Genomic DNA, 16,783 nt, shown 5'->3' with positions numbered 1-16,783 from the left:
GCTTGACAAGACGACTGCAATGTAAAAACCGCAGTGTTCCTTGACCTGGCACCGCTTGCCCTCCTAACGGACCCGACACTGCCTGCTCGTTGGGCGTCGGCTGCCGTAGATGTCTGTCGCTGGCCGTAGGATGCGAGGCCGATGAGGCAGGCGACCGGCGAGGAGCGATACATGGGTCAGGCAGCGGTAGGTAACGGCGACGAGCAGGTCCCGATCGTCGACGGCCGACTGCCCGAGGACGTGCTCATCGACCTGATCACCGGCGAAGCGGTCAAGGAGACCGAGAAGGAGAAGGTCCGGCAGGAGCTCATCCGGGGTCTCTGGCGGGAGTACCGTATTCCCCTGGCCGACATGGCCCGTGACTTTCCGGTGCCGACCCTGACCGAGGATGGCCGCCGCCGCATCCGCCGCGCGGACATCGCGATCTTCCGGCCAGGCAGCGCGCACACCGCTGACAACGTGCAACGGGTGGTGATCTGCAAGCCGCGCCCGAAGAACGGCAAGGTCACCAAGATCCGCACGCATGAGCAGGCCCGACGCGACCTGGAAGAGTTGGAAGTCCTGATGGGCTACGACCTGGCGCTCCAGATCGAGTATGGGATGTGGGCCAACGGCGTCGACTACTTCTTCCTACACAAAGAGCAGGGGCGGTTCGGGGTCACCTACCACCCGATGACCAGTTGGCCGCTGGTCGACGACAGTCTCGCCGATCCCAACAGCCTGGTCTCCGCGGCGAAGTTGCGTCGGGGCGAAGCGGGCATGCTCAAGACTGCCTTCCGGCGCTGCCACAACTACATTCACGGCAACGAGGGCATGTCCAAGGACGCCGCCTTCTGGCAGTTCCTCTACCTGCTCTTCGCCAAGGTCCACGACGAGCAGGTGAGCAAGGGCGATCCGAACGCCCGTCGCTTCTACGCCCTGCCCGAGGAGCCCTACGGCGACGAGGGCCGGCGAAAGATCCGACGGCGGGTGCTCGACCTGTTCACCGAGGTGAAGCAGGAATATCCCGACTTCACCGCCCGGGACGAGATCACTCTCTCCGACCGGGCGCTCGCCTTCATCGTCAGCGAGCTCGGGGCCTACGACCTCGACGACACCGAGATCGACGTCAAGGGGCTCGCCTACCAGGAGTTGGTCGGCACCAACCTGCGTGGCGACCGGGGACAGTACTTCACCCCCCGGGGAGCCGTGCAGTTGATGGTCGAGATCCTCGACCCGCAGGCGGACGAGACGGTCTTCGACCCGGCCTGCGGGACGGGCGGTTTCCTCCGCGAGACGCTTCGCCACCGGCTGGTCAGTTGGCAGGTCGCCGAGGACACCGCCCACCGGTCCAAGACGCCCCAGCAGCTCGCCGCCTACCGCAGCCGGCTGCGCGGCTACGCCGAGAAGCACCTCTTCGGGGCCGACTTCGACCCGTCCCTGGTGCGCGCCACCAACCTCAACGTCATGCTGCTCACCGGCGGGCCGGGCAACATCTACCACATGGACTCGCTCGCCTTCCCGGTCGGGCATCTGGACGGGCTCGCCGAGGCGCGCAGTCGCATCCCGCTCAACAGCGTCGACGTTCTGATGACCAACCCGCCCTTCGGCACGGACATCAAGGTCGTCGACGGTGACGTGCTGCGCCACTACCGCGACGGGGTGGCGAAGTCGTGGTCGCGCGACCGCGAGACGGGCCAGCTCAACGCCGCAGACCGGGATTCGGCCCCGCCGATGGCCCCCGAGCAGCTCTTCATCCAACGCGCGGTCGAGTGGGTCAAGCCTGGTGGGCGGATCGGCATCGTCCTGCCGAACGGCATCCTGTCGAATCCCGGCCCGGCGGACGAGGCGATCCGGCGCTGGATCCTGGCGAACTGCTGGGTGTTGGCCAGCGTCGAACTGCCGGTCGAGACGTTCATCGTCGAGGCGAACGTCAACATCCTGACCACCCTGCTCTTCCTCAAGAAGAAGACCGCGGAGGAACGGATGGATCAGTCTCTCGGAGTGCAGCAGGATTACCCGGTCTTCATGGCGGTCGCGGAGAAGGTGGGCGTCGACCGTCGTGGCAACGAGGTCTACGAGCGGAAGCCGAACGGCGACATCGTCTACACGACGTACGTCACGACCGAGGAGGTGCTGAATTCTGACGGCAGCACCGAGACCCGGGTGATCCAGCGACGACAGAAGGTCATCGACAACGACCTGCCGAAGATCGCTGAGGCGTACCATGCCTTCCGTCGCCAGCATCCCGAACCGGGCAAATCGCGATGATCACGCGGATCGAGGCGTACAACTATCGGTGTTTTTCGACGCTCAGCGTCGACCTCGACCGCTACCACGTTTTGGCCGGCGCCAACGGTGCCGGCAAGACCACCCTGCTCGACCTGTTGCCGCTCCTCGGCGACATGCTGCACGAGCGGCGGATCACCACCGCCTTCCTGCAACGGCTCGACTCGCGACGGTCGGCTCGCGCCAGCACCCCCACCGAGCTGCTGCACCACGGCACCGGTGACCACATCGCCTTCGCCGTCGAAGCTCAGCTCCCGTCGGAGGTCACCGACGTGCTGGCCGGCTCCAGCCTCGCGCGGTTGGACCGCCCCACCCCCACCCACCTCCGCTACGAGTTGGGCCTGGAGGTCTCGCGGTACGGCATCGAAGTCGCCGAGGAGCACCTGTTTCTCTTCGCCGCCGACGGCAACCGCCCGGTGCCTGGAGAGATGGGGCAGGGGCGACCCGGCCGGGATCACGACGGCGAGCTACGGCACCCCGACTGGCAGTCGGTCATCACCCGGGAGGGCCGGGGCACCACGCGGTTGACCGCCGAGACCACCGCGAGCGAAACCGAGCTCCCGCAGATCCGGGTGCCGCCCGCCCAGCTCGCCCTGGCCACCGTGTTACCCGACCCGGGTCTCTTTCCGGCCGCGCTCTGGCTCGCCCAGTTGATCGGGGAGGGGGTCGTCTTCTTCGACCCGGAGTGGGATCTGCTGCGACAGCCGGCTCCGCCTGGCGATCCGCTGCGCCTGATGCCCTCCGGCCGCAACACCCCATGGCTCGCGCTGTATCTGCACCGCCAGGATCCGGAACGCTTCGCCTCCTGGATCGACCACGTGCGGACCGCACTCCCGCAGGTCGAGAGCATCCGCCCGGTCGAGCGGGAGGAAGACCGGTACGCCTACTTCGCCGTCCGCTACAGCGGTGGCTACGAGGTCACCTCGTCCGGGCTCTCCGATGGCACGCTGCGCGTCCTGGCGTTGACCCTGCTGCCGTACCTGCCCGCCGACGCGGTACCGGCGTTGATTGTCACCGAGGAACCGGAGAACGGCATCCACCCCCGCGCGATCGAAACCGTGATGCAGTCGCTGAGCTCGCTCTACGAGGCACAGGTCTGGGTCTCGACCCACTCACCGATCGCCCTGGCCCACACCGACCTCGCCGATGTCCTCGTCGCCCGCCTCAACACCGACGACGGGGTCAGCGTGGTACGCGGCAACCGGCATCCCCGCCTGGTCGACTGGCGCGGGTCGTTGGACGTGGGCAGCCTCTTCGCCGCCGGGGTGCTGGCATGAAACGGGACGTCGTCTTCCTCGTCGCCGACGCCGCCATGGATCAGATGCTGCGCGGTTTCCTCGGGCGGCCACAGTGCCATCGCAGCATCGGTTGCAACCCCTTTCGCTTCGACCCGCGCGAAGACCTCATCGTGGCGCCGTTCCGTGACCCCGATGTCTACGGCCGAGCGGCCGAGCTGCTCCAACCCTACGAGCGGTCGCACCGGCATGCGGTCGCCATGCTCGATCTGGCCTGGGAGGGGAGCCCCACCCCCGAGCAGATCCGGGAGCACATTGGGACGAAGCTTAAGCCCGCCTGGTCCCACTCGGCGGTGATCGTCATCGAGCCGGAGCTGGAAGCCTGGGTGTGGCAGGAGAATCCACACGTCGCCGAGGCACTCAAGTGCGGCGCAGACTTCCGTGACGTGCTGCGGCGCAGCGGCCACTGGCCGGACGGTGCCAGTAAGCCACCCGATCCCAAGGCCGCGCTGGAGTTCCTCCGCCGGCACCACCGGGCCGACCGGTCCAACGCCGCCTTCGGCCGCCTGGCCCAGAAGATCTCCGTACGGCACTGCCAGGATCGCGCCTTCTGTCAACTTCGCGACACCCTACGCGAATGGTTTTAAGGAAGCTTCTTGAAGCTCGTCAATGCTGACAACCCGGTCCGTTCCTCCTGGCTCTCCGAGCAGGGCTTCCGCCTCGACCCATCACCCTTCCTCTCCGGCGCCTACGAGGCCAAAAAACTCCTCGAACGCCTAGCCGTTCGTAAAGATCCGTTGCACAGCCTGACCCATGGCTACCAAGGTGGCATCTACAATGGCCCTAAGTTTCGTCGGGTTTACTTGACCGACCCCAAGCACGGCGTTCCGTTTATCGGCAGCACCGACATGCTGGAGGCAGACTTCAGCTGGCTGCCACTACTTCGCAGAAGCGACGCGGAGAAGCTTTCCTTTCTTCGGGTAGATCCCGGCACCACCCTGATCTCCTGTTCCGGCACCATTGGCCGGATGACCTACGTTAGGCCAGACATGGCCGATATCTGGTCGTCCCAGCACATCATGAAGGTGCGCCCCCACCCGGAAAAGATCCATCCCGGATACCTCAACGCCTTCCTGCAAAGCAGATACGGTGTACCGATCATCACCAGTGCCGCCTACGGGGCGATCATTCAGCACATCGAACCGCACCACATCGCCGGGCTTCCTGTTCCGCGATTCGACGCGGAAGTCGAGAATCAAATCCACCACCTCATCGAGCAGGCCGCTGAGCTGCGCGCGAGCTTCCAAGCCGGCGTACGCGAAGCCACCCGTGACCTATTCACCAGCGCTGGTCTCTCAGAGCTGGTCGACTACTCCTGGCACAAGCAGCCAGGGGCAACCGGATTCGCCGTCCGCGACCTCAGCAGCACCTCTCTCCGCGCACTGAACTATGACGGCCGCATCCAAGCATTAAGGCGGAGAACAAAGCAGCTCGACCACGAAAGCCTAGGAAACATTTGCGATGATGGCGAGCTCTCTCGCGGCAACAGATTCAAGAGGGTGGACGCAGACGAGGGCAGCGGCTTCGAACTCGTCGGCCAGGAGCAAGTATTCTGGAGCCGGCCAGAACCTCGACACATCGCCCTACGAGATGCAGAGGCTGCTCGTTTGCGCTCCGATCCAGAGACGACACTGATAGCATCACAAGGCCTACTAACGGATAGATCACTGATCGGTAGAGCTGCTTTCATTTCCCCAGAGTGGCAAAAGCGATACGTATTTTCTGAGCATCTCCTTAGGGTGCGACCTGGCCCTCAAAGCATAAGCGGGGCATACCTCTTCGCGTACCTCCGCTCCGAAGCAGCCTTTCGAACGATGCGTTCACTTTGCGCGGGAACCGGACCACAAGACATTAACTCGACGCTGCGGAGGAGGATTCCCGTACCGCTGTGTACGTCCGCAGATCGGGAGCGGATTGCGGAGACGGTGCGGCAGGCCTACCGGGATCGGGACGAGGCTGATAGAAGGGAGGATCAAGCTCTGACTCTGCTCGATCAAGCGGTCCGAGAGGCGGCTGGCTAGCTCATGGCACAAATCGTCGGTGGCGGTCCCCCGGTCAACGACGCAGAACGCAAGGTCGTCGCCCTGCTGCGGGATCACGCCCCCGACGATTGGTCCGTCCTGCACAACATCGAGGTGCGTGGCCGAGCCGGCATCTTCGAGATCGACCTGGTGGTGATCACGCCGCACGCAGTCTGGCTGGTTGACGTCAAGGGCACCGCCGGCCGAATCGAGGTGGCCGGCGCGCGATGGTATCCGTCCGGTCGGGACGCCTTCGGCTCCCCCGCGGCCAAGCTGCGGCAGCACGCCCGGGTGGTCGCCGACCTGCTGCGCCGGCAACACGCCGCACTCAACCGGGTCTACGTCGGCGCGCTCGTGGTGTTGACCGCCGACAACGCGAAGCTGATCGACCAGGTCGGCAACGACGCCGAGGACACCGTCACCCTGCCCGACCTGGTCGACGCCCTGGGCGACCCGACCCGCGTACGCACCGGCTTCCCCCGGGACGTCCGAGGCCATCATGCGGCGATCATCAGCGCCCTGCACGGCATCGTCGACCTGCCCACCGGCCCGCAGCGCTTCGGCAACTGGGAGGTGCGGGAGCGCCTCGGCGGTGATGACATCGTCACCGAATACCGGGCGGTCAACTCCGCCACTCGGCACTCCGGGGACTCGGCCCTGCTCCGGGTCTACCGGGCCGATCCGTTCCTGCCGGAGGAGGAGCGGCGGGCCGAGGAACGCCAGATCGCCAACGCCTACGACGCGCTGACCCGGATGGGCGGCCACCCGTGCGTGGTGGGGCGGCGGGACTTCTTTCCCATCGAGGACGGCAGCGCGTTCGTGCTCGTCCTCGACGACGTGGCCGGGCAGCCGCTCCGGACGTACCTGGACAATCCCCGGGCCGCGCTAGCTGCGGACGCGAAGCTCCGTGTGGTGGTCGACGTGCTGCGCGGTCTCGCCCACGCCCACCGCAACCGGGTGGTCCACCGGGCGCTCAGCCCCACCACCGTGCTGATCACCGAGAGCGGGCGGGCGCTGCTGACCGGTTTCGACTACGCCCGCCCGGCCGGGCCGCCCCGAGACCCCACCGTGCTGCGGCTCCTCGCCGACGCGCTCGACGAGCAGTACGTGGCCCCGGAGTGCCAGGCGCACCCGGAGAAGATGACCACCGCCTCCGACGTGTACGCGGCAGGTGTCATCGCCTACCGGGTGCTCACCGGGGAGTTGCCCTTCACCTCCTCCACCGACCAGTTCGAACGCGGCAGCGTCCTCCCTGACGCACCGATGGCGGAAGCAGGGCTGTCGGCGGGGCTCAGCGCGCTGCTCAAGCGGATGTGTGCGCAGGCCCCGTCGGCCCGGCCCAGCGCCGACGAGGCGCTCGACGAGATGCAGGCGGCGCTCGGGCGACGTCGGGAGCCGCCGACGCCGCCCCCGGCCGACCCCGCCGGCCCAGGCGGAGCGGACGAGCCGGACTTCTGGCGCCTGCCGGAAGGGTATCCGCTGACCCCGAAGTACACGGTGCGCCGCCGGTTGGGGCGCGGCCAGTCCAGCGTGGCCTACCAGGTCTACGACGACCTGGCCGGGGCCGACCGGGCGGTGAAGCTGGTGCTCCGGGACCGGGAGTCGGTGATCGAGCGGCTCCGCCACGAGTACAAGATCCTCGCCAAGCTGCCGCCGCACCCGAACGTGGTAAAGGTCGAGGTCGCCGACTACCTGCACGGCCGGCAGATCCCCTACCTCGCCTTCGAGTACGTCGAGGGGCGGGACGTCAAGGCGTTGCTCGCCGACAAGTCGTTGGGCCCGGCCGACGCGCTGGCGCTCGCCGCCGACGTGGCACGCGGCCTGGTCTTCCTGCACCAGAACGGCGTCTACCACTGCGACATCAAGCCGGCCAACCTCTACTGGAGCGAACGCGGCGCGAAGATCATCGACTTCAACATCGCGCTGCACAGCGAATCCACCCTCTCGCCGCCCGGGGGCACTCCCCGGTACGTCGCCCCGGACCTTCGCGGTAACCGCCACCTCGACCAGGCCGACCTTGCCGACCGGGACGTCTACGCGCTCGGCGTGACGCTCTACGAGTTGCTGACCGGCGGCGGCTACCCCTGGGATGCGGCGCAACCCGTACCCGGAGAGCCGCCGCGTGATCCGCGCAACTTCATCGGCCTCGGTGACCTGGCCGATCCGGTCGCCAAGATGGTCTGCCGAGCTATCGCGCCGCGTCGTAGCGATCGCTACGGCAGCGCCGAGCGGTTCCTCGCTGCTCTCGGCGAGATCCGGGAGATCCGCACGGCACCGCCCCCGCCGCCCGTTCCGGAGCCAGCCCCGGAGACCACCGGCGCGAACTCCTTCGTCGACTATCTTCAGACGCTCTACAGCCAGAGCGTCCGCAGCAACGCCGGCACCCGGGGCAAGGACACCCAGAAGCTCTACGTGGAGACCGCGCTGGACGACCGGCTTCGCCCGGCGGTGCTCAGCGGCGATCACGACCTGGTGATCATCACCGGGAACGCGGGTGACGGCAAGACCGCGTTCTTAGAGCGACTCGCCGAGCAGGCCGCCGAGCGGGGCGCGGTGACCGGTCCGCCGCGCTCCAACGGCGTCGACTTCCAGCTCCCCAGCGGTCGCTGGTGCCGGATCAACTACGACGGCAGCCAGGACGAGGGGGACACCACCAACGACGAGGTGCTCCAGGCGTTCTTCGCGCCCTTCGCCGGAAGGGACGCGTCGGCCTGGCCGCAGGACGAGACCCGGCTCATCGCCATCAACGAGGGCCGGCTGGTCGATTTTCTGAGCACTGAGGAGAAGGCGTACCCGAAGCTGGCCGAGTTGGTCCGGGCCGGGCTACGGGGGAGCCGACCCCAGCGCGGACCGTGGTGGTCAACCTCAACCGGCGAAGCCTGCTCGCCCCGACCTCCGAACTTCAGGAGTCGATCTTCGATCGGTTGCTGATCCGGCTCACCGACGAGCGGTACTGGTCGGCCTGCGGCGGCTGCGCCCTGGAGCGGACCTGCTACGCCCGGCACAACGCGCTCACCTTCGCACATCCCACCGCCGGCCCGCAGATCCGGGAACGACTGCGTGATCTCTACCGGCTCGCCGACCTGCGCGGCCGGCTGCACATCACCATGCGGGACCTCCGGTCGGCCTTCGCGTACATGTTGACCTCCGGGCGGGACTGCGCCTCGATCCACCAGTTGTACGCGGCCAACGACACCGACGCGATCCTCGACTCGCACTACTTCACCAGCTATGCCGGTCTGCCGGGCGGGCAGGACCGCCTCCTGCGGCTGTTGCGGGAGGTCGACCTGGCCAGCGCCCCGGCTCCTGCGCTCGACCGGCAGTTGGACTACCTCGGTCCGGCGGCGGGCCGGGCCCTGGTGACCGTCGACGGCCGCGGCGACCAGGATCAGCGGCTCCTCGCCCGGCTCGCCGAGCAGCTCACCCGAAGTTCGGCACCGGAGCAGGACGAACGGGCTGCCCATCGCCGATACGTCGCCGCAGCCCGCCGCCGGTTCTACTTCGAGAGCCTCGACCAGCGTCGGTCCCGCAGCCTCCTGCCGTACCGGGGCGCGGACCGACTGCTGACCCTGCTCAAGCACCCCGACAGCGTCGGGGAACGGCTGGACGAGTTGGTGGACGCGATCAACCGCAGCGAGGGGCTCACCGATCCCCGGCAGCTCGGGGACGTGCTGGCGCTACGGCTGCGTCAGGTGCCCGGGGAGACGATCCGCAGCTATCGGCTCTTTCCGAAGGACCGGCTCGCCCTCTCCGTCGGCGACGAGCCGAGCAATCCGTACCTGGAGAGCCAACCCGATGCCCTCGTGCTCCGATACCACGGTGAAGCAGGTCATCGCGCCCAGTTACGGATCCGACTCGACCTCTTCGAGCTGCTGCATCGGCTGGGGGCGGGCTATCTTCCGGGAGAAGCCGACCAGCAGGGACTCTACCTAGGATTGACGATCTTCAAAAATGAGCTCTCGGCCGCGCCGTACCAGGAGATCCTGCTCGCCTCCGCCCGGGGTGAGCTGAGCCGGGTCCGCCGGGAACCGGGCGGGCTGCTGGTGATGCATCGAGGCGAGACGGCGGGGGACCGGTAATGGGGCTGAAGCAACAGGACACCGACTTCCGTCACCCCGGGATCAGCTACATCGACTACAAGCTGCTCGACATGGACCGGGTGCTGACCGCTTTCCTGATGCGGCTGCACCACGGCGGCGCGCCGAGCCGGGTCTCCCGCAGCGCCGACCTCACCGTTGACCACTATGCCGAGGAGATGAGCGGGAGGGAGGAGAACCGGCACCTCTTCGAGGGCTTCGACGCGGAGACCACCCGGCGGTGGGTGGAGAGCCACCTGATCGACATGGTGAACCGCGGCAAGCCGACCCAGAAGATCGCCGGCCTCCGGCCGCTGTACGGCTACACCTACCGACTGCGCAACGCCCGGCACTCCCGTCCCTACGGAGCTGACGAACATCTCTACGAATTGCTCCGGCACGCTTCGGCGGGCCGCGACGGCGACACCCTGCGACTGCTGCGCGAGTTCTTCTTCCCCGACCTGAACGGTGCGCTCGGTCCATTGACCACCGACGTCGACGTGGAGACCCAGGCGCTGATCAGCTTGGTGGAAGCGGTCAAGAACAAGGTGACCGACACCCGGGACAACCGGGCACGCATGTCGTACCCGCCGTTGTTGCCGGACTCGGCGCAGCTTCTCGCCGACGACGTGGTTCGGCTGCTCTACCACCGACGGTTCATCCCCCGTAGCGTCATGATCGACTATCTCAAGATCCTCTTCGCCTTTCATCTGGGGCTCTACCACCTGAGGCTGCTCAAGACCCTGCCGGCGCTCACCGCTGGCCAGATCCCCGAGTCCCAGCACGGCTTCTTCCTCGACGTCGGTGGGACGCCGAACAGTCCAGCGGCGAAGCTCGCACAGCGCAGCGCGCAGACCTGGTACGCGCGGATCCCGGACTTTGTCCGGTCCAGCTACCTGGTCAAGAAGCTCGACGACTTCGCTCGGCATCTCCAGCGGCGCGGCAAACGGGTCACGGGTGCGGAGGGACCGGTGCCGGTGGTCGACCTGCTCCGCCTGCTCGGGCCGAGCTGGAACAAGGACCGGGACGCCTTCGGCACCTACAAGCTGACCGGACTGCTGGAGAGCACTGCGGCAGACGACCGGGAGCGGGAGATCAGAGAGATCATCGATCTAGGGCTCGACGACTTCACCACCTACGTCGAGATCGTCACCGCCTACAAGGTCAACTTCCACCGCAAGTACCTCACCGAGTGCCTCGACGCGCTGTTGCTGAAGAACCGCTCGGGCGCGATGATCGCCCAGCCCCGCCGAGGGCAGCGGCGCTTCGTCCTCGACGGTCGGCTACTCGAGGTGCTGTTGCAGATCGCCCTGCTCACGCCGGCGCCGGGCGGTGGCATGCGCACCGCCGAGCTCCGGGTCGACGAGTTCCTGGCGATCCTGCGGAACCGCTACGGCTTGTACGTGGACCGGCTGCCGCCCGGCGACGGCTTCGACCGGGCGACAATCACCGACCACGCCGCCCTGCGTGCCAATCTGGACGCCTTCGTCAGCAGGCTGCGGGAAATCGGCTTCTACTCCGACCTGTCGGATGCCTACCTCAGCCAAACCATAACCCCACGCTACGTGGTGAACACGGACGGGACGACGCGGTGAGCACGGGGCTACGAGAACTGACCGAGGACGACCTCGACAACGCGCTGGAGCGACTGCTCGCTCCCCGGCTGGTCGACATGCTCCGTCACCGGGCACCGGGTCACTGCATGCGGAACACCGATCTCGACGTGGCGCTCGCAAGCCGGCTCTGCGACGGTGTCCGCCGCGCATTGGGTCCCGACGGGCAGGTGTACGTGCTGGCCGGTGCGGACTCCGCCGCCAGCGACAACGCCGTCACCAGCACCAAGCTGATCGAGCTACGGAACCCCGACGTGCACGGCGACCCCCGGCCGCCGCTGCTGGTCTTCGTCCCCCCGGGCACCCGCGCCAGCGCCGAGGACTCCTTCGGCATCGCCACCTTCGAGCAGATCGAACTCGGCGACGTCTACGCCGACTTGGCCGACCACCTGCTGGCGGAGCTTCCCCCAGCGCTGCGCGACGGCGTGATCGAGATCTTCGGAGTGCTCCGGGAGCGCCGGTGGGTTTATGCCACGGCGATCGCCCGTGCCCGCTACCTGCTCACCGTCATTCAGAACGACAGCGACCCACAGGCCGCCGGAGCGGCGATCTTCGAACTCGGCCTGGTCCCCGACTTCGCGCTCTTCACCGACCTGCGCAGCGTCCGCACCTGGACCACCCGCAACCTGGAGAGCACCGCCACCCTCGTCGACTCGGCCAGGCCCGCGCGGCAGCGGGTCGTCGAGTTGCAACTCACCGACCCGGCGTTCCGGGCGCGGCTGGCCGACTTCCTCGCTACGGCCAGCGCGTCGGCGGAGGCCGCCGGCTTGACCGATCCCCGCCGCTGGGCTCGCCGGATCGTCGTCGACCGAGTTAACTGGCGATTCTCCTTCCAGCAGTGGCCGCTGCGCCAGGTACAGGCCGACGTCGCGCTCCGGATCACGGTCGGCGAGCTGGACCTGCCGCGCGCCGGCACCGACCCCCAGCACGTCAACGACCCGGTACTCCAGAACATCAGTGGCCAGCTCTACCTACCGACCGGAACGCACGGTCGGAACGTGCTTCCGGTCAGCTTCCAGGTCGAGCCGGACCCACGACAGGTCACCGGGCTGGCCAAGTTCGCCGTGGAGCTCGTCCCCGAGGAGGGCGGCCCGACGGGCGTGGCTACCAAGGTCAAGGTCAGTACCCTCGCCAAGTCGACGTACCGGGCGAATCTCAGGAACCTCCGCGCGGCCGGGCTGACCGCGGGCTGGCACTACGTACGGGTACTGCCGGTCGACTCAGAAGGCATCCCGCTTCCGGTCGAGACCACCCAGCCCGACCAGCCCGGCAACGAGAGCGACCGCTTCTTCGTCGTGCCCGACGGGGACGTCGACGAGCCGGAGCCGCGACAGAACCGACGCGATGTCGGGCTCACCCACGCCCTCCTACGCTGCGCTTTCGACGCGCCCGGTGACGCCGTCGAGGTACACCATCGGGCCTGGCAACACGACGGTGATCTCGTCGAGGTCAGCTTCGGGACCGCCGGTCGCGTCACCATCCCGCTCTCGCCGGTGTTGACCCGGATCCAGCGCGCTATCCTCGCCAATCCCAGACGTCTCGCCCATTGGCGGGTGTCGTCCGGCATCGGTGCCGACTCGGGCGCAACGGAAGCGCAGTCGCTGGCGTGGCCTGACCACCTCACCGAGGTGGTCGAGCGATTCCACACCGCGCGACACAGCGTCTTCACTGCTGTCCGAGGTGACCAGGAGTACATCGTCGAAGGCTGCGACCTGCGCGAGATCCGGGAAACCAGTCGGGAGTACGCCGAGCGCTATGCCGAGCTGATCGCCTGGCAGCTACGGCGAGCCGAACGCGCCTCGCCCGACGAACTCCCCGCCCGCCTGCGCGAGCTCTCCGAGATTCTCCGGGTGGACACCATCGCCGTCGAACATGTGGACGCGTACGGTGTCCGCTCCGAAGTCCTGCTGGTCGCTCCCACCCACCCCCTCCGCCTTCTTTGGCTGGTTACGTGGGCCGAATTGGGTCAGCGCTGGCTCAGCGACGTCCGGGATCAGGACCCGGAGGCGGCGGAAAGCGCGCAGGCGGCGTTGTTCCAGCTCACTCCCACCGGCTTTCCCCTTACCGTCCCGCGTTCGGGCGGTCGTCTAGCGGTGGCGGCGGAAGGTCCATTCACCTACTGGGGGGTCTATCTGCCATCGGACACCGCCGACCCGCAGGATGTCCTGGCGGGCGTCGCCGCCACCCTCCGACTGCCGGACCCGGCCGGACAGCCGGATGCCGGCCTGACCGGTCGACGACTCGCTGATCGCATCGAGCGTTACCTGCGGCTTCACCCCTACGTCACGACGCTGGCCCTGAACGCGGTAAACGCCGGCCGGGCCGAACACCTCGCGGCCGCCCTCGTCGAGTTGCAGGGTCGAGCCGAATGCGCGGACCTCAGCTACGACATCCGGCTCTTCCTGCCCAACCCGGGTCACCCCGACGCCGGAGCCGCTCTCGCCGACCTACTGGGCGGTACCTGGAGCAGCGTGGCCGAGGCGGAAGCATTCCATATGCCGGTCCCGGGCATCGTGCCGAAACTCTCGGTCGCGCTGCGGCCGATCGCCGAGTTTCGATCCGCAGCCGGAGACACCTCGGCACATCTGACCGTGCTCTTCGACGCGTTCGGTGGCGAGCAGATCGACGCGGCACCCGCAGCGCCGCCTGTTCCCGCGCCCGTCCACGGGCTCCGCCAAGACCTGGTCTCAGAGTACGGGCAGGACGCCGAGTTGACCTCGTGGCGGAAACTGCCCAGACACGGTCCGGCCTACTCGCTGCCGGGGGCCGAGGAGCTCTCCGACCTGCTCTCGTCACTTCCAGCGCTGATCTCCGCGAGCACCGCCACCGTCGCTACCGGCGAGCCTGGTGCGCAGTCGGTGCCACGGATCACTCTCTCCCTGACCGCGCAGGACCGCGCGCTGATCCACAAAGCGCATACTGTCAGCGACTGGGTGCTTACCATCGACCGTACTCTCGGCCTCGACTACTTCGACGAGCCGGGGAGCGGCGAGCGCCACCACTACGTGATCGACCACGACTCGGACCTGGGTAATCCGCTAGACCATCACGTGGTGATCAGCAGCCGATCCGTCGAGGAGTTGCGGGCGCTGCTCGACCCCGTCATCCGACAACACGGCTTTCCGGTCCACGAACGGCACGTCGCCTCGTTCTTTGATCAGCTTCGGCTTCTTTCCGGACGGCTCGCCTTCAAACTCGCCTCGACCGCGCCGACCCAGCGGACCGAAGTGTTCGGTCTTGCCTTGGCACGGCTGTACCTCGACTATCAGGGAGTCCTGTCGGACCAGGTGCTGCTTCCGCTGGACTCTCACCTGGATCTCTACCAGGAGACGCGCCGCCGTGCCGACGCCGTCGGCGAACGCACCCGGCTGCACCGGAGCGATCTCGCCCTGTTCAGCCTGGATGCTCGTCGTCGGACGATCACCTGCCGGCTGGTGGAGGTGAAGTGTTATTCGACGCTGGCTGACCCGGGTGCCTACCAGCACTTGAAGGATCGGATGCAGGCGCAGCTCGACGGTAGCCAGCGTGTTCTGGCTGAGCTCTTCGACCCTGAACACCGCCAGCCAGACCGAGTGGATCGGGTGCTGCACAACCACCGGCTGGCCACGGTCCTCCGCTTCTACCTCGATCGGGCAGTCCGCCATCGGATCATGCATGCGGCAGCAGCACGCGAAGCGCGGTGGCTCGTCGACCGGCTTGACGACGGCTACCACCTCGAGTTCACCCGCACCGGCTTGATCTTCGACCTCAATGGTCACGGTTGTGACACCGAGCACGAGGGAGGTACCGAGTTTCACCGGGTGGGCCGGGAACTGATCCAGGAGCTGATAGCGGCAATCCCCACAGACCCCGCCAGCCTCACCGCCGAGCACCCCGACGGGACGACGTTGGCCGGAGAAGACCTCTCCGTTCCCCGGCTCTGGACGGCGGCGTTCCGGGCACCGTCACGCAGCCACGACGTCCCCGCCGACGACACTGTTATCCCCGCCTACGCCACGGCTGTCAATGACGGCCCGCCACTGCCGCCGGACGTTTCGATCGACGCGGTAACCCGGTCGGCAGCCCTTGGCAGGGACGACGGCCAACCCGACGCCGCTGCCGACGAGAGCGAGCCATCCATCTCCGACCCGACCGAAACCGGACAACCCGGTCGGGAGCCGGCCGCTCTCGCCGAGGGCGAACCGACGATCGACGGAGTACCCCATCAGGCCGTCGCGCCCGCCGTCGAGTCTCCGGACACCGACCCAGGCTCCAGGGACACGAACGCAATCGGCACGGTGGTTCGCCCGGACGTGGTCTTGGGCGCAACCCGCGATTCGCCTCAATTCGGGTTGTTAGGCGAGAGTGCCGGCCTCAGGGTGGCACTCGATCTGAACGAGACCCACACCATCAGTCTCTTCGGTGTCCAAGGCGGTGGAAAGAGCTACACCCTTGGCACGATCATGGAAATGGCCCTGCTTCCGACGCCACCGGTAAACGTGGTGCCCCACCCACTGGCGACCATCGTCTTCCACTACAGTCAGACACAAGAGTACGCCCCGGAATTCACGAGCATGGTCGAGCCGAATGACGACCCCGACCAAGTACGTGAGCTCCAGACCAAATACGGCATCGCCCCCGAAGGGCTTTCCGACGTCGTCATGCTGGTGCCGGAGGATCAGCTTGAGCAACGCCGAGCCGAGTACCCGCAACTGATTGTGCAGCCGCTGAAGTTCGGCTCCGCTGAGCTGCGCGCCGAGCATTGGCGTTTTCTCATGGGTGCAGTGGGCAACCAGTCGACGTACATCCGGCAACTACAACGGATCATGCGGGCACATCGAAACGATCTCCGAATCGACGTCATCCGGCAGGGGATCGACAGTTCGGGCCTGCCGGATCATCTCAAGCAGCTGGCGCATCAGCGCCTCGATCTGGCCACCGAATACGTCGACGACGACGCTCGCATCAGGGAGCTGGTCCGCCCCGGCCGCATGATCATCGTCGACCTCCGTGACGAGTTCATCGAAAAGGACGAGGCACTTGGGCTCTTCGTGGTGCTCATGCAGCTCTTCGCCGAGGCTCAAAACGGTGGACGACGATTTAACAAACTCGTGGTCTTCGACGAGGCACACAAGTACATCGACAGCCCGGACCTGGTCGCGGGCCTGGTGGAGAGCGTACGAGAGATGCGACACAAGGGCATGAGTGTCCTGGTCGCCAGCCAAGACCCACCGTCCGTACCCATCTCGCTGATCGAGCTCTCCAATCATGTGATCCTGCACAAGTTCACGTCGCCCGCGTGGCTCAAGCACTTGCAAAAGGCGAACGCCGCATTGTCGGAGCTCACTCCAGGCAAGATGGCCGACCTGGCACCGGGTGAAGCGTACGTCTGGTCGAGCCGAGCCACGAACCGCTCCTTCACCACCAAGGCGATCAAGATCCGAGCTCGACAGCGCATCACCAAACACGGCGGAGGTACGAAGACAGCCGTGGAGGCACTGCCTCCGGGCGGCCCCTGACGATCGGAACAC

Annotated in this window: 8 protein-coding genes; all 8 read left to right on the top strand. The window is 67.0% G+C overall.

All coding sequences use genetic code 11. The annotated features are described in order from the left end of the window. Positions 1–171 precede the first annotated feature (171 nt). The 8 genes from mads2 to mads8 are packed head-to-tail and all read left to right on the top strand — an operon-like array spanning position 172 to position 16,771. Positions 172–2,250 (top strand): methylation-associated defense system DNA methyltransferase MAD2, encoded by a 2,079-nt coding sequence (gene mads2, locus GA0074692_RS25225; RefSeq protein ID WP_091648272.1) that lies wholly within the window; start codon positions 172–174, stop codon positions 2,248–2,250. Then, positions 2,247–3,545 carry a methylation-associated defense system AAA family ATPase MAD3 gene (gene mads3 / locus GA0074692_RS25220; protein ID WP_091648270.1) on the top strand — a complete coding sequence of 433 codons (1,299 nt, stop codon included), beginning with the start codon at positions 2,247–2,249 and terminating at the stop codon, positions 3,543–3,545. The genes mads2 and mads3 overlap by 4 nt, the downstream gene beginning before the upstream one ends. Continuing rightward, entirely contained in the window at positions 3,542–4,150 is a 609-nt protein-coding gene (gene mads4, locus GA0074692_RS25215) for a methylation-associated defense system protein MAD4 (protein ID WP_091648268.1), read from the top strand. The genes mads3 and mads4 overlap by 4 nt, the downstream gene beginning before the upstream one ends. Positions 4,151–4,159: 9 nt before the next feature. After that, entirely contained in the window at positions 4,160–5,584 is a 1,425-nt protein-coding gene (gene mads5, locus GA0074692_RS25210; RefSeq protein WP_091648266.1) for a methylation-associated defense system restriction endonuclease subunit S MAD5, read from the top strand. Positions 5,585–5,587: 3 nt separating this feature from the next. After that, positions 5,588–8,515, top strand: a complete 2,928-nt coding sequence (gene mads6, locus GA0074692_RS25205) for a methylation-associated defense system protein kinase MAD6 (protein WP_091648264.1) — start codon at positions 5,588–5,590, stop codon at positions 8,513–8,515. Beyond that, on the top strand, positions 8,440–9,663 hold the full coding sequence (locus GA0074692_RS25200; RefSeq protein ID WP_141725402.1) for a hypothetical protein: 1,224 nt from the start codon (positions 8,440–8,442) through the stop codon (positions 9,661–9,663). Before mads6 ends, GA0074692_RS25200 begins: the two co-directional genes overlap by 76 nt. Beyond that, complete coding sequence (mads7, locus tag GA0074692_RS25195; RefSeq protein WP_091648260.1) at positions 9,663–11,255, top strand: methylation-associated defense system protein MAD7; 1,593 nt, start codon at positions 9,663–9,665, stop codon at positions 11,253–11,255. Before GA0074692_RS25200 ends, mads7 begins: the two co-directional genes overlap by 1 nt. Continuing rightward, positions 11,252–16,771 (top strand): methylation-associated defense system ATP-binding protein MAD8, encoded by a 5,520-nt coding sequence (mads8, locus tag GA0074692_RS25190; protein ID WP_091648257.1) that lies wholly within the window; start codon positions 11,252–11,254, stop codon positions 16,769–16,771. Before mads7 ends, mads8 begins: the two co-directional genes overlap by 4 nt. Positions 16,772–16,783: the final 12 nt, after the last annotated feature.

The sequence above is a fragment of the Micromonospora pallida genome (genome assembly GCF_900090325.1).
In the GTDB taxonomy this organism is placed as follows: Bacteria; Actinomycetota; Actinomycetes; order Mycobacteriales; family Micromonosporaceae; genus Micromonospora; species Micromonospora pallida.
Note: the sequence above shows the minus strand (reverse complement) of the source record. Positions and strands in the feature narration are given on the sequence as shown.

Coding starts and splice junctions, on each gene's coding strand:
- mads2 (WP_091648272.1), top strand. CDS start 172: ATGGGTCAGGCAGCGGTAGGTAACGGCGACGAGCAGGTCCCGATCGTC.
- mads3 (WP_091648270.1), top strand. CDS start 2,247: ATGATCACGCGGATCGAGGCGTACAACTATCGGTGTTTTTCGACGCTC.
- mads4 (WP_091648268.1), top strand. CDS start 3,542: ATGAAACGGGACGTCGTCTTCCTCGTCGCCGACGCCGCCATGGATCAG.
- mads6 (WP_091648264.1), top strand. CDS start 5,588: ATGGCACAAATCGTCGGTGGCGGTCCCCCGGTCAACGACGCAGAACGC.
- mads7 (WP_091648260.1), top strand. CDS start 9,663: ATGGGGCTGAAGCAACAGGACACCGACTTCCGTCACCCCGGGATCAGC.